This is a genomic window from Streptomyces sp. ITFR-6 (genome assembly GCF_031844725.1).
In the GTDB taxonomy this organism is placed as follows: domain Bacteria; phylum Actinomycetota; class Actinomycetes; order Streptomycetales; family Streptomycetaceae; genus Streptomyces.
Genome location: NZ_CP134612.1, coordinates 3,293,277 through 3,306,289 on the forward strand (window position 1 = coordinate 3,293,277; position 13,013 = coordinate 3,306,289).

Here is a 13,013-nt window from a genome sequence, read left to right on the forward strand (position 1 = left end):
CTGCCTTCCTGGGACCACTCGCTCTACGAGATCCTGCGCGGCTCCTGGGCGGCCGGGGTCAAGGGGCGTACCAGAGGATCGCGCCCTTCACGGAGGAGGAGCTGCGGCGGAACGTCTGCGTCGACGGGCAGTTCCCGCACGAGCTGATGTATCTCGCCGAGGCCAACAAGCCGCGTGCGGTCGACCCGGCGGCGAGCGGGTTCATGGAGCCCGGCCGGACGACAGCCGGTGAGGTGACAGCCAAGTACAACGACTTCCTGGCGGGCGACACCGCGCCCACGGCGGAGATCGCGCAATGGAGGACGAGGAACGGCAACGCCTCGACCGCGGCCGTCGCCGAGAAGCTCAAGCCCGCCCACGCGACCGCGCTGATGGCCTACACGGGCGGCGCGCACCAGATGATCAACTCGGTGGTGCGCAGCCGGCTGCTGCCCGAGGCGTACGCAGTACGGCCGTGACATCGAGCCCTTCCACCGCTACCTGGGCACCGAGGCCGAGGTCCTGCTCATGCCGGGCGCCAGCTTCAAGGTGACCAAGAGCGAGTGGAAGCAGGACGCGGGCCACGACCCGACGAAGGGCGGCAGCGCCTGGTACGAGCACGTCTGCGCGACGGAGGTGTGAGGACCGGGGCGCGGCCGTCAGTCCTCTGAGCGGCGCTCCCGACGTCCGGCGGCGCGCGCCGCCGGACGCGCGCCGTCCCCGTCGTCGCCCGGGGTCCCGCTGTCCGCGCCCAGGCCCGCCAGGAGGCGCAGCCCGTCCTCGGTGGGGCTGCCGGGGGCGGCGGAGAGCACCAGCAGTTCGCGGCCCGGCTCGTCCGGCAGCGCGAAGTTCTCCTGGTGCAGTTCCAGCAGTCCGACCAGCGGGTGCCGGTAGGCCTTGCGGCCGTGGGTGCGGGCGCGCACGTCCGCGCGGGCCCAGAGGCGGCGGAAGCGCTCGCTGCCCATCGCCAGCTCGCCGATGAGCGAGGCGAGGCGGGGGTCGTCGGGGTAGGTGCCGGCGGCCAGGCGCAGGTGCCCGACGACGTCGAGGGTGCAGGTCTCCCAGTCCGCGTAGAGGCCGCGCTCGGCCTCCTCCAGGAAGATGTGCCGGGCGGTGTTCAGGCCCGGGAGCGGGCGGCCGTAGAGGAGCCCGGCGAGGCGGTTCCCGGCGAGGACGTCCAGACGGTGGTCCATGATCAGCGCGGGTGCGTCGGGTACCAGGCCGAGGACGCGCAGCACCTCCGGCCGGACCCGCCCGCCCGGCACCTTCGCGCGGCGGCGGCGCTGCCGGGCGAGGCGGTGCAGATGTCCGCGCTCGGTGTCGTCGAGGCCGAGGACGCGGGCGAGCGCGTCGAGGACCTGCTCGGAGGGCTGGGTCGCGCGGCCCTGCTCCAGGCGTACGTAGTAGTCGACGCTGACCCCGGACAGGTGGGCGACCTCCTCGCGGCGCAGCCCCTCGACCCGGCGGCGGCTGTCGGTGGGGATGCCGACGGCGGCCGGGTCGACCCGGGAACGCCGGGTGCGCAGGAAGCCCGCGAGATCGTCCATGCCCTCCAGTATTGCCGCGGTACGGCCGACGAGGGTGGTCCTGCCGATACCAGGAAGTCCCGTCCGACGGTCGGGGCGCCCCTGAACAGCGGGCGTCCCGGCGCCTTGAATCGAGGGCAGACGCCACCACCCGGCACCCGACCCGAAGGGCACCTCATGAAGACGCTGATCGTCCACGCCCACCCGGAACCGAAGTCGCTCAACGGCTCGCTCAAGGACCTCGCGGTCTCCACGCTGGAGGCCGCCGGGCACGAGGTGCGGGTGAGCGACCTGTACGCGATGAACTGGAAGCCGGCCGTGGACGCCACGGACTACGGCCCCGACGCGTCGAGCCCGCTCCAGGTCGCCCGTGACTCGGGCCGGGCCTTCGACGCCGGGACGCTCACCCCGGACGTCCTCGCCGAGCAGCACAAGCTGCTGTGGGCGGACACGGTCATCTTCCAGTTCCCGCTGTGGTGGTACTCGATGCCCGCCATCCTCAAGGGCTGGGTGGACCGGGTGTTCACCTTCCACTTCGCGTACGGCGTCGGCGAGCACAGCGACACCAAGTACGGCGAGCGCTACGGCGAAGGCACCCTCGCGGGCCGCAGGGCCCTGCTGTCGGTGACGGTCGGCGGCCAGGAGTCGCACTACGCCGCGCGCGGCATCAACGGCCCCATCGACGACCTGCTGTTCCCGATCCAGCACGGCATCCTCTACTACCCGGGGATCGAGGTGCTGCCGCCGTTCGTGCTGTACGGCACCGACCGGATGACCGGCGAGGACTTCCAGGACGCCGCCAAGGCGTGGCAACAGCGGCTGCTCACGCTGGAGTCGACGGAGCCGATCGCGTTCCGCCGGCAGAACTTCGGCGACTACGAGATCCCCTCGCTGCACCTGAAGGAGGGCCTGGAGGCCGAGGGCCGCACGGGATTCGGACTGCACGTCCGCGCCTGACCGCGTATTTCGATTGCCGCCGTCCGGACCGGTCGGATAGGAAGCTCGCATGCTCAGAGGCAGCAAGGTCGGGCTCAGGGCCCGTCACGAGGACGACATCCCGGTCCTGACGGCCGAGCTCTACAACGACGTGGTCAACGCCTCTCGCTCCGGGGGCACTCCATGGCGCCCGGTCGCGGCGAACTCCTCGAATCCCCCGTTCACGGTGGACGACGAGAAGCAGGACCGTGTCCCGTTCTCCGTGATCGAGCGGGACGGCGGCACGCTGATCGGCGTCGCGAGCCTGTGGGGCATCGACACGCACAACCGCTCGGCGCACATCGGTCCGGGCCTGCTCCCGTCCGCACGCGGCAAGGGCTACGGCACGGACGTGGTCGCGGTGCTGTGCCACTACTGCTTCACCGTGCGCGGCCTGCACCGTCTGCAGATCGAGACCCTGGCGGACAACCCCGCGATGCTCCGCGCCGCCGAGACCAACGGCTTCGTCCGCGAGGGCGTCCTGCGCTCCTAGGGATGGGTGCTGGGCGAGTTCGTGGACGAGGTGCTGCTCGGCCTCCTGGCCCAGGAGTGGAAGCCGGGCCCCGCCCCGGGCCCGGCGCGCTGATGTCACACCCGTCGTGACAGGTCGGAGGCCTTTCCGTAGGACGAACGGCATGGCCTGCTGGACCGCTCCGCCTTCCGCCTCGCGGCCCACGAACCGGTCCCCGCCCTCGACGACTTCCGCGAGGCGTCGCGGTGCCTGGGGGAGGCCGGCCAGACCCCTCCAGGCACCGTCCAGTCATCGTCCAATGGGCGGGCCCTACCCTTGCCGCATGCTCCCGCCTCCCGCATATGCCCTCGTCGCCACCGATCTCGACGGCACGCTGCTGCGCCGCGACGACACCGTGAGTCCCCGGACCCGGGCCGCGCTCCGGCTCGCCGGGGCGGCCGGGGCACGGCATCTCGTGGTGACCGGGCGGGCCGTGCCGGGGGTGCGGGGGTTGCTGGCGGGGCTGGGGTACGACGGGCTGGCCGTGTGCGGGCAGGGGGCTCAGTTGTACGACGCCGGGGCGGGGCGCACCGTCCGGGCGGTCGCGCTCGACCGGGAGGCGGCCGAGGCCGCGCTCGGGAAGATCGAGGCGCAGGTGGGGTCCGTCTTCGCGGCGGTCGACCAGGGCGGGGACGAGGGGCGCACGCTCATCGAGCCCGGGTATCTGATGCCGCACGCGTCCCTGCCCGCCCAGCGGACCCGGCACCGGGACGAGCTGTGGGCGGCGCCGGTCGTGAAGGTGCTCCTGCGCCATCCCTCGCTGGGCGACGACGCGCTCGCGGCGGCCGCCCGGACGGTCGTCGGGGATCTCGCCACCGTGACGCACTCCGGTCCGGGGATGGTCGAACTCCAGCCGTACGGGGTGGACAAGGGCGCCGGGATCGCTCTGGCCGGGGAGTACCTGGGGGTGGACCCGGGCGAGGCGATCGCGTTCGGTGACATGCCCAACGATCTGCCGATGTTCCGGCGGTGCGGGTACGGCGTGGCCATGGGCAACGCCCACCCGGAGCTGCGGGCCGCCGCCGACGAGGTGACGTCGTCCCATGAGGACGACGGGGTTGCCGCGGTGCTGGAGCGGGTCTTCGGCTGACTCAGGCGGGCGCCGCCCCCAATGACCGCAGTACGTGGTCGACCAGCTTGGCCACCGCTTCCTCGTCCTGCATGGGCTTGCGCAGGACGTGACGGTAGTAGACCGGACCGTACAGCATCTCCACCGCGAGGCCCAGGTCCGCGCCCGGGGGGATCTGGCCCTGGTCCTGGGCGCTGCGCAGGCGGTCGACCGCCTCCTGGACGCGGGGCTCGATCAGCTGGGTGCGTACCGTCTCCGCCAGTGCGTCGTCGTGGTGGATCTCGGAGAGTATGCCGGCGTAGGCCGGGCCGTAGGGCGGGATGGACAGGACGTTGACCGCGCCCGTGACGTGCGTCCGCAGGTCGGTGGCGATGTCCCCGGTGTCCGTGAACGGCGTCGCTGTGACCAACGCCTCGGTGAACGCCTCCAGCAGGACCGCGCTCTTCGAGGGCCACCAGCGGTAGATCGTCTTCTTGCTGACCCCCGCCCGGGCCGCGATCGCCTCGACCGTCACCCGGCCGTATCCCTTCTCCGTGCACAGGTCGAGGGCGGCTTCCAGCGTCGCCCTGCGTGAGCTCTCACTGCGGCGCAGCGAACTCGGCGATGTGGTCATTCGGTGAGCATAGAGCTGTTCGAGCCAATCCTTGTTGACAGTCCGTCGCCAGAAGTCGAACAATGCACAGGCGGAAACGGAACGTAGCGTGTCGGCTCGTTCTTTCGCTTTCGCACCGCTCGTGCCGTTCGTGCCGCGACGAGCCGATCGGGGGACGGCTCGCCCGGCCGGCGGTGCGGGTGCCTCTCCCGTACCGGAGCGGCCGGCCCGTGCGAACCGTTCAGGCCGTGATGTCCTTCGCGGTGAACCGTGCCCAGGCCGCCGAGCCGAACACCGCCGCGTACAACGCCTGAAGCCCCAGGTTCTTCATGACCTCGTCCCAGTAGACGGGGTCGCGCAGCAGGTCCGCGAAGGACAGCCAGTAGTGCGGGAACAGGTAGGGGTGGATTCCGCCCAGCTGCGGGATGGTGTCCAGGATCTGTACGGTGATCAGCACCCCGACCGTCGCGGCCATCGCCGCGATCCCGCTGTTGGTGAGCGTCGAGACGAAGAGTCCGAGCGCCGCGAAGCCGGTCAGGGAGACCGCGACCGCCACCGCGATCAGTCCCGCCCGCACCAGCCCCTCGCCGAAGCCGATCCGGGTCCCGGAGATCGTGGTGACCTCCCCCACGGGGAACAGCAGCGCTCCCACCGCCAATGCCGAGGCCGCCACCACAAGCGTTGCGATCAGGCAGAACGCGAGCGTGGAGGTGTACTTGGCGAGCAGCAGCCGGGTCCGGCCGGCCGGGGCGACCAGCAGATAGCGCAGCGTCCCCGCGTTGGCCTCCCCCGCGATCGAGTCGCCGGCGATGACGCCGACGGCCATCGGCAGGAAGACCGGGAGCGTCGCGGCGAGGGAGGCGAAGACCAGGAAGAGACCGTTGTTGGTCACCTGGGAGAGGAACGCGGGGCCGCCCCCGCCGCCGCCCGGACCGGCAGCGGAGCCGTCCGCCGTCTCGATCCGTACCGCGATCCCGATCAGTACGGGCACGGCCGCCAGCACCCCGAGCAGGGCCAGCGTGCGCCAGCGGCGCAGGGTCGTGAGGAGTTCGGAGCGGAGGATGCCCAGGGTCCACAGCGGGTTGCGCCGGAGCGGACGGGCCCCGGCGGGGGCGAGTTCAGCCTGCGACATCGAATCCCTCTCCGGTCAGGGCGACGAACGCGTCCTCCAGCGAGGCCCGTTCGACGCCGAAGGAGCGGACCCGGACGCCGCCCCGGACGAGCGCGGCCGTCAGGTCCGCCGGTTCCACGGTCCCCGGCGGGGCGTCGGCCCGCACCCGGTCGCCGTCCTGGGTGATGCCCGTGATCCCGTGCTCCTTCAGGATGCGGGCGGCCTCGCCCGGGTCCGGGGTGGTGACGGCCAGCCGGCCCCGGGTGCCGGCGGCGAGGTCGGCGACGGGGCCCTGGGTGATGAGCCGGCCCCGGGCCATGACCGCCGCGTGCGTGCAGACCTGCTCGATCTCGTCCAGGAGGTGGGAGGAGAGGAAGACCGTGGTGCCGTCGGCCGCCAGCTCGCGGACCAGGGCGCGGATCTCGCGCATGCCCTGCGGGTCCAGGCCGTTGGTGGGTTCGTCCAGGACGAGCAGCCGGCGGGGCCGGAGCAGGGCGGCGGCGAGGCCGAGGCGCTGCTTCATGCCCAGGGAGTACGCCCGGGCCTTCTTGCCGGCCGCGGCGGCGAGCCCGACCCGCTCCAGGGCGTCCCCGACGCGTGTACGGCGGGTGCGCGGGTCCGCCGTGGGGTCGGCGCAGTCGTAGCGCACCAGGTTGTCCCGGCCGCTCAGGAACCCGTACAGCGCTGGCCCCTCGATCAGCGTCCCGACCTGCGGGAGCACCGTGCGCGCCGCGCGCGGCATGGGGCTGCCGAGGACGCTCGCCGTGCCGGACGTCGGCTCGATGAGGCCCATCAGCATCCGGATGGTGGTGGTCTTCCCGGAGCCGTTGGGCCCGAGGAACCCGAAGACGCTGCCGCCGGGGACCGTGAGGTCGAGCCCGTCCACGGCGAGCTGGCCGCCCCGGTAGTGCTTGGTCAGCCCCCGCGTCTCGATCACGGGCGCGGGCCCGCCCACCGGAACGGGCCCGCTCACGGGCACGGTGTCCGCCCTTGTCATGTCTGCTCCCCACAATCGCGCCCGCCCCGCCGTACGGAGGCTACGGCGGGGCGGGCGGATACGTCACGCGATGGCGTACGGGCGTGGCTCAGCCCGCGTTGTCCGCGGCCTTCACCAGCGCGTCCTTGGTGACCGCGCCCACGTACACCCGGCCGTCGTCGGTCATCAGGGCGTTGACCAGGCGGGTCTTGAAGACCGTGCCCGAGCCGAACTTCCCGGTGACCTTGTCGCCGAGCGCGTCCAGGAACTGCTGCGCCTCGGCCGGGACGTCGGCCGAATCCTTCGACGGGAGGGCCGCGCCGCCGGGTGCCTTGATCTCGGCGATCGTGTTCCAGCCCTTGCCGATCACGTTCGTCCCCTCGAACGCGCTCAGGCCGCCCTTCGCCTTCTCGGCCTCGGCCTTGCCGTGGCCCCCGGCCTCGTCCGCCTCGGTCACCTTCGCGCCCTTGGGCGGGGTGAAGGCGAAGGAGGACGCGGCGGGCTTCTTGAAGTCCACCGAGGTGAACCCGGCGTCGACCGCCGCCTTGCCGCCGCTGCTGGGCTGCAGGGTGAACTTCAGCGGCACGCCGTTCTCCGCGTCCACGGCGACGGTGATCGAGCCGATCGTGGAACCGCTCTGCTCCGGCTTGAGGACCAGCCGGTACGCATCGCGGCCCGCGACCCGCGCGGTGCCGTCCACCGTGACGGACGTGGAGCCGTCGGCGGCCTTCAGGGCCTGCTCGGCGAGGGCCTTGGGGGTGGTGGGTACGCCCTCGGGCGCGGCCGGGCGCTCGCCGCGCTTCGCGTGGTCCGCCGCGCTCTGCTCGGCGTGGTAGACCTCGTTCGACTTGCTGTCGTACGCCCAGACCTGGTCGCCGTTGTGGATGACGCTGTACTCGGACGCCTGGTCCAGGACCGAGACGCGCTGCTTGTCGGGGCCGTCGGCGGCGACCCGCAGGGTGTGCGTGCCGGACACCAGCTCCGTGAGCTTGGTCTGCGGGTCGGCGCTCGCGCCGTCCTTGCCGCCCGCGTCCGGGACGAGGGAGCCGGCCAGCCCGCCCATCGACGGGATGCCGAGGTCGGTGCTGATCTTCACCGTGCCGGACAGCTGCTCCGTGTCCGAGGCGGCGATCTTCTCGATGAGTTCCTGCGCGGTGATCTCCGGCAGATCGGGATCGCCCGAGCTCGCGAGCGCCGGGACCAGGCCGATCGTCGCGGCCGCCACCCCCGCCACCGCGACCGGGACGATGTAGCGCACCGCCTTGCGGCGGCCCGCGCCGGTGGCCGCGGTCGCGGCCGTGCCGTTGGTGTCTGCGCTGTCGTTCGGTGCCATGTGTGCCCTACCTCCGTGGTCGGCGGCTTCCGTCGGGATGCACTCGTCCACTCCGTGCCGCCATTCTCACCCGTTTTGGTCAGGAGTGGTTGTTCTCCATCCGACCAAATCGGGGAGCCCGAAGCGTCAGCCCGGGGGAGCAACTCCTCATACCTCTTCGGTATGACACCGCGGGGCCCTCGCTCCACCTACCCGTAGGGGGTGGCGTGCGGTTCCGGCCACCGGCACCGGCGGACTCTCAGCCCGCGCGGTGCACCACGGCGTCGCACATCTCTTCCAGCGCGGACTTGGCGTAACAGCCGGGCAGCGGTGCCAGCGTGGCCCGCGCCTCCTCCGCGTACCGGACGGTGTCGCGACGGGCCTGTTCGAGCGCCGGGTGGGCGCGCAGCCGGCGCAGCGCCTCTGCCAGCCGGCCGCCCTCCGTGAGGTCGCCGTCCAGCAGCGCGACGAGCTCCAGGTCGTCCGGCTTGCCGCCGGCCTCGGCCTGTGCCCTCAGGTGCAGGACGGGCAGGGTCGGGATGCCTTCGAGGAGGTCCGTGCCGGGGGTCTTGCCGGACTCGTGGGAGTCGGAGGCGATGTCCAGGACGTCGTCGGCAAGCTGGAAGGCGACGCCGAGCCGTTCGCCGTACTGGGTGAGCGTGTCGGTCGCCGCGTCGTCGGCGCCGGCCATCATCGCGCCGAAGCGGCAGGCCACGGCGACCAGCGAGCCGGTCTTGCCGCGCATGACCTCCAGGTAGTGATCGACCGGGTCCCGCCCGTCGCGCGGACCCGCGGTCTCCAGGATCTGGCCGGTGACCAGGCGCTCGAACGCCTCGGCCTGGATCCGGACGGCCTCCGGGCCGAGGTCGGCCAGCATGTGCGACGCGCGCGCGAACAGGAAGTCGCCGGTCAGCACGGCCACCGAGTTGCCCCAGCGGGAATTGGCGCTGGCCACCCCGCGGCGCACGTCGGCCTCGTCCATCACGTCGTCGTGGTACAGCGTCGCCAGGTGGGTCAGCTCGACGACGACGGCGGCGGGCACCACGCCCGGGGCGTCGGCGTCACCGAACTGGGCCGCCAGCATCGCGAGCAGCGGCCGGAACCGCTTGCCCCCCGCGTGCACCAGGTGCTGCGCGGCCTCGGTGATGAAGGGCACCTCGCTCTTGGTCGCATCGAGCAGCCCCGACTCGACAGCAGCCAAACCGGCCTGGACACCGGCCTCAAGAGCCTGGTCCCGCACGCTCAGTCCGAACGGCCCGACGACGGTCACGAGGGGATCTCCTGTCTGCTGACGATCACACGGAATGTCGATGTGTCGCTGCTATCACTCAAGTCAGCGTATCCGGTCCCCTTTGGATCACCGTGGGCGCCTTCCCGCCACCGCCGGTATGTTCGGGATCAGCTCATACGATCAGGAGTAGCCCCTTTGTCCCACACCGCTCACGACCCCGATCCGACCCAGCCACCGCCGGGCGACGACCACGCCTTCTTCGGCCAGCCACGGGGTCTGATGACCCTGTCCGGCCTGGAGGTCTGGGAGCGGTTCTCGTTCCTCGGCATGCAGGCCATCCTCGTCCTGTACTTCGCCGACACGGTCGCCAACGGCGGCATGGGCATGGAGCCCGGCACCGCCGCCTCCGTCTCCGCGGCGTACGGGACCCTGGTCTACCTGGTCTCCGTGGCGGGCGGCTGGCTGGCCGACCGCATCCTCGGCTCCTACCGGGCCGTCCTGTACGGCGGCATCCTCATCGCCTGCGGCCACTACGCCATGGCGGTGCCGACCGCGACCATGACCTGGGTCGGGCTGGGCCTGATCAGCGCCGGTACCGGGCTGCTCAAGCCCAACGTGGCCACCATGGTCGGCAAGCTCTACCGGACCGACGACGAGCGCCGCGACGCCGGCTTCGCCCTCTACTACATGGGCATCAACATCGGGGCGTTCCTCGGCCCGCTGATCACCGGCTGGCTGGGTGACCACGCGAGCTGGCACTGGGGCTTCTCGGCCGCCGCCTTCGGTATGACGCTCGGCCTGATCCAGTACGTACTGGGCCGGCGTCACCTGGCCGGGCGTAAGAACACCGCCGAGTTCGCGCTGGCCCCCGCACCGATGCGCCGGGCCGTCCGGCTCATCGTCCTCGGCGTCGTCGTGGTCGCCGCGGTCGCCACCGCGCTGGCCCTGGCGGGCTGGCTGACCATGGACCGCTTCGTCGACCTGCTCACCCTCATCTCGGTGATCGCCCCCGTCGTGTACTTCGTGCTGATGTTCAGGAGCCCCCGGGTCACTGCGGAGGAGCGCGGCAGGCTGCGCCCGTACGTGGTGCTGTTCCTGGCCTCCGTGGTCTTCAACTTCATTCTCTTCCAGGCGTACTCCACGATGATGCTGCTGGCGTCGACCAACGCCCGCACGGAGATCTTCGGCTTCCACTTCCCGGCCAGCTGGTACGCCTCCGCGCTCGGCGCCTTCGAGGTCGCGCTCGCCCCGGTGGTCGCGGCCGTCTGGGCGAAGATGGGGCCGCGCCAGCCGCACGCGTCCAACAAGATCGCGATCGGCGTGATCCTCGGCGGTCTCTCGTTCCTGCTGATGGTCCTGCCGACCTCCGGGCACGCCGACGACAGCTACAAGATGGCCGCCTGGTGGATCGTCGGCTCCTACCTGCTGCTCGGACTCGGAGACATCCTGCTGGAGACCTCCGGCATGTCCGCGACCACCAAGCTCGCCCCCAAGGCGTTCGCCAGCCAGACGATGGCGCTCTGGTTCCTCTCACTGGCCCTCGCCAACGGAATCCAGGCACAGATCGTGAAGCTGTACGGCGAGGTCTCCAACCCCGCCTACTTCGGTGTCAATGGCGCTATCGCGGTGGTGGCCGGTGTGGCCGTCGTCGCCGCCGCCCCCTGGCTCAAGCGCACCATGCACCCCGTCCACTGAGGTACCCCATGCACATCGAGACCGCGTTCCCGTACGAGACGACCCGCGAGGACCTCTACATCCCGCTGCCGGACGGCACCCGGCTGTACGCCCGGATCTGGCGGCCGGTCACCGACGAACCGGTGCCCGCCCTGCTGGAGTACCTGCCCTACCGGCTGAGCGACTGGACCGCGCCGCGCGACTGGCAGCGCCACCCCTGGTACGCGGGCCACGGCTACGCCTCGGTGCGCGTCGACGTACGAGGCCACGGCAACAGCGAGGGGCTGCCGGGCGACGAGTACGACGCGACCGAGCTCGCCGACGGTGTCGCCGTCATCCACTGGCTGGCCCGGCAGGAGTGGTGCTCGGGGCGCGTCGGCATGTTCGGCATCTCCTGGGGCGGCTTCAACTCCCTCCAGATCGCCGCGCTCGCCCCCGAGCCGCTCAAGGCGATCGTCACCGTGTGCTCGGCCGACGACCGCTACGACAACGACGTCCACTACATGGGCGGCTCCGTCCTCGCCGTGGACATGCACGCCTGGGCCGCGACCATGCTCGCCTTCGTCTGCCGCCCGCCCGACCCGGCGCAGGTGGGCGACGCGTGGAAGGACATGTGGCTGGAGCGGCTCGAAGCCGTCGACCCCTTCATCCACACCTGGCTGGACCACCAGACCCGTGACGACTACTGGAAGCACGGCAGCGTCTGCGAGGACTACTCCGCCATCCAGGCGAACGTCCTCGCGGTCGGCGGCTGGCACGACCCCTACCGCGACACCGTGCTCCGGCTCGTCGAACACCTGGACCCGGCGAAGGTCCGCGGCCTGATCGGGCCGTGGTCGCACCAGTACCCCGACCGCGGGCTGCCGCCGGGGCCCGGCATCGGCTTCCTCCAGGAGACGCTGCGCTGGTGGGACCAGCACCTCAAGGACAAGGACACCGGCGTCATGTCGGAGCCGCTGCTGAGGTCCTGGATCAGCGAGTCGCACCGGCCCGCCACCGTGTACGAGACGCTGCCCGGCCGCTGGGTCGGGGAGACCAGCTGGCCCTCGGAGAACGTCTCGCCGGTCGCGTACGCCCTCAAGGGCGGCCCGCAGACCGTCGACTCACCGCAGCAGACCGGGGTGGACGCGGGCCGGTTCTTCCCGTTCGGCAACGACGCCGACCTGCCGCCCGACCAGCGCGACGAGGATGCCAAGTCGATGTCCTTCGAATTCCCGGTCGAGGACGCCCCGATCGAGATCCTGGGCCGCCCCCGGGTACGGCTGCGCATCCGGATGGACGTACCGCGAGGCCAGGCCATCGCCCGGCTCTGCGACGTCGCCCCCGACGGCTCCTCCACGCTCGTCACCCGAGGCGTCCTCAACCTCGCCACCCGGCACGGCCGGGACGGCGCGGAGGACTGGCCCGCCGGGTCCACGGAGGACGTGACGTTCGAACTGAACGGCATCGGGCACACCTTCCCGCCCGGCCACCGCATCAGGCTCGCGGTCTCCTCCTCGTACTGGCCGTGGATCTGGCCGCAGGCCGGCTCGAAGGGCTTCACGCTGGACGCCGAGGGCAGCTTCGTCGAACTGCCGGTGCGCCGGCACACCGAGGACCCCGCGATCCACTTCGAGGAGCCCGAGCAGTCGGAGCCGCTCGGCGTCGTCTACCCGGCCACCCTCGACGAGCAGCGCCCCGAGCGGCTGGTGATCCGCGACGTCGCCAAGGGCGAATGGCGGATGGAGGTCGACCCGCGCTACGGCGGCACCCGGATCTACCCCGACGGCCTCGAATTCACCGAGGACGCGGTCGAGACGTACACCATCCAGGAGCGCGACCCGCTCTCCGCGCACACCCGCTCCGACTGGACGGTCCGGCTGCACCGGCCGGAGACGGCCTGGGACGCGCTGATCGAGACACGTTCCGAGATCAGCGCCGACGCCACCCACTTCATCACCTCCAACGAGGTGGTCTGCAAGGACAGCAGCGAGGTCGTCTTCCACCGGACCTGGGAGAAGCGCATTCCGCGCACGGCCGGGTGAACAACACCGCCGGTCCCCGCGCACTTCCGGGCG

General features: G+C 71.7%; 11 protein-coding genes and 1 pseudogene. 6 read left to right on the forward strand and 6 right to left on the reverse strand.

What is annotated here, in order from left to right:
• The first annotated feature begins 146 nt into the window (after positions 1 to 146).
• Positions 147 to 458, forward strand: a complete 312-nt coding sequence (locus RLT59_RS14770) for a hypothetical protein (RefSeq protein ID WP_311303822.1) — start codon at positions 147 to 149, stop codon at positions 456 to 458.
• Between the two features lie 180 nt (positions 459 to 638).
• Here RLT59_RS14770 and RLT59_RS14775 read toward each other — a convergent pair whose 3' ends face one another.
• The gene (locus RLT59_RS14775; RefSeq protein WP_311303823.1) at positions 639 to 1,526 is read right to left on the reverse strand and encodes a helix-turn-helix transcriptional regulator; all 888 of its coding nucleotides are present in this window, start codon (positions 1,524 to 1,526) and stop codon (positions 639 to 641) included.
• Positions 1,527 to 1,682: 156 nt separating this feature from the next.
• Here RLT59_RS14775 and RLT59_RS14780 point away from each other — a divergent pair, with 156 nt between their 5' ends.
• From RLT59_RS14780 to RLT59_RS14790, 3 genes and pseudogenes are all read left to right on the forward strand, one after another.
• Positions 1,683 to 2,462, forward strand: a complete 780-nt coding sequence (locus tag RLT59_RS14780) for an NAD(P)H-dependent oxidoreductase (protein WP_311303824.1) — start codon at positions 1,683 to 1,685, stop codon at positions 2,460 to 2,462.
• 49 nt (positions 2,463 to 2,511) lie between these two features.
• Positions 2,512 to 3,066, forward strand: a pseudogene (locus tag RLT59_RS14785) (GNAT family N-acetyltransferase).
• Between the two features lie 208 nt (positions 3,067 to 3,274).
• On the forward strand, positions 3,275 to 4,081 hold the full coding sequence (locus RLT59_RS14790) for an HAD family hydrolase (protein WP_311303825.1): 807 nt from the start codon (positions 3,275 to 3,277) through the stop codon (positions 4,079 to 4,081).
• 1 nt (position 4,082) lies between these two features.
• Here RLT59_RS14790 and RLT59_RS14795 read toward each other — a convergent pair whose 3' ends face one another.
• The 5 genes from RLT59_RS14795 to RLT59_RS14815 form a co-directional block, all read right to left on the reverse strand.
• Complete coding sequence (locus RLT59_RS14795) at positions 4,083 to 4,673, reverse strand: TetR/AcrR family transcriptional regulator (RefSeq protein ID WP_311303826.1); 591 nt, start codon at positions 4,671 to 4,673, stop codon at positions 4,083 to 4,085.
• Positions 4,674 to 4,893: 220 nt separating this feature from the next.
• Positions 4,894 to 5,784: an ABC transporter permease gene (locus RLT59_RS14800; RefSeq protein WP_311303827.1), complete on the reverse strand. Its 891-nt coding sequence runs from the start codon at positions 5,782 to 5,784 to the stop codon at positions 4,894 to 4,896.
• Positions 5,771 to 6,760 carry an ABC transporter ATP-binding protein gene (locus tag RLT59_RS14805; protein ID WP_311303828.1) on the reverse strand — a complete coding sequence of 330 codons (990 nt, stop codon included), beginning with the start codon at positions 6,758 to 6,760 and terminating at the stop codon, positions 5,771 to 5,773. The genes RLT59_RS14800 and RLT59_RS14805 overlap by 14 nt, the downstream gene beginning before the upstream one ends.
• Before the next feature lie 88 nt (positions 6,761 to 6,848).
• Positions 6,849 to 8,072 carry a LolA family protein gene (locus RLT59_RS14810; RefSeq protein ID WP_311303829.1) on the reverse strand — a complete coding sequence of 408 codons (1,224 nt, stop codon included), beginning with the start codon at positions 8,070 to 8,072 and terminating at the stop codon, positions 6,849 to 6,851.
• Positions 8,073 to 8,310: 238 nt separating this feature from the next.
• Complete coding sequence (locus RLT59_RS14815) at positions 8,311 to 9,321, reverse strand: polyprenyl synthetase family protein (RefSeq protein WP_311303830.1); 1,011 nt, start codon at positions 9,319 to 9,321, stop codon at positions 8,311 to 8,313.
• 156 nt (positions 9,322 to 9,477) lie between these two features.
• Here RLT59_RS14815 and RLT59_RS14820 point away from each other — a divergent pair, with 156 nt between their 5' ends.
• Both RLT59_RS14820 and RLT59_RS14825 read left to right on the forward strand, forming a co-directional pair.
• Positions 9,478 to 10,977 (forward strand): peptide MFS transporter, encoded by a 1,500-nt coding sequence (locus RLT59_RS14820; protein WP_311303831.1) that lies wholly within the window; start codon positions 9,478 to 9,480, stop codon positions 10,975 to 10,977.
• Between the two features lie 8 nt (positions 10,978 to 10,985).
• Positions 10,986 to 12,980: a CocE/NonD family hydrolase gene (locus RLT59_RS14825; RefSeq protein ID WP_311303832.1), complete on the forward strand. Its 1,995-nt coding sequence runs from the start codon at positions 10,986 to 10,988 to the stop codon at positions 12,978 to 12,980.
• Positions 12,981 to 13,013 lie beyond the last annotated feature (33 nt).

What these genes read in the sequence shown, in the direction of transcription:
- RLT59_RS14770 (WP_311303822.1), top strand. Translation starts at nt 147, where the DNA reads ATGTATCTCGCCGAGGCCAACAAGCCGCGTGCGGTCGACCCGGCGGCG.
- RLT59_RS14775 (WP_311303823.1), bottom strand. Translation starts at nt 1,526, where the DNA reads ATGGACGATCTCGCGGGCTTCCTGCGCACCCGGCGTTCCCGGGTCGAC.
- RLT59_RS14780 (WP_311303824.1), top strand. Translation starts at nt 1,683, where the DNA reads ATGAAGACGCTGATCGTCCACGCCCACCCGGAACCGAAGTCGCTCAAC.
- RLT59_RS14790 (WP_311303825.1), top strand. Translation starts at nt 3,275, where the DNA reads ATGCTCCCGCCTCCCGCATATGCCCTCGTCGCCACCGATCTCGACGGC.
- RLT59_RS14795 (WP_311303826.1), bottom strand. Translation starts at nt 4,673, where the DNA reads ATGACCACATCGCCGAGTTCGCTGCGCCGCAGTGAGAGCTCACGCAGG.
- RLT59_RS14800 (WP_311303827.1), bottom strand. Translation starts at nt 5,784, where the DNA reads ATGTCGCAGGCTGAACTCGCCCCCGCCGGGGCCCGTCCGCTCCGGCGC.
- RLT59_RS14805 (WP_311303828.1), bottom strand. Translation starts at nt 6,760, where the DNA reads ATGACAAGGGCGGACACCGTGCCCGTGAGCGGGCCCGTTCCGGTGGGC.
- RLT59_RS14810 (WP_311303829.1), bottom strand. Translation starts at nt 8,072, where the DNA reads ATGGCACCGAACGACAGCGCAGACACCAACGGCACGGCCGCGACCGCG.
- RLT59_RS14825 (WP_311303832.1), top strand. Translation starts at nt 10,986, where the DNA reads ATGCACATCGAGACCGCGTTCCCGTACGAGACGACCCGCGAGGACCTC.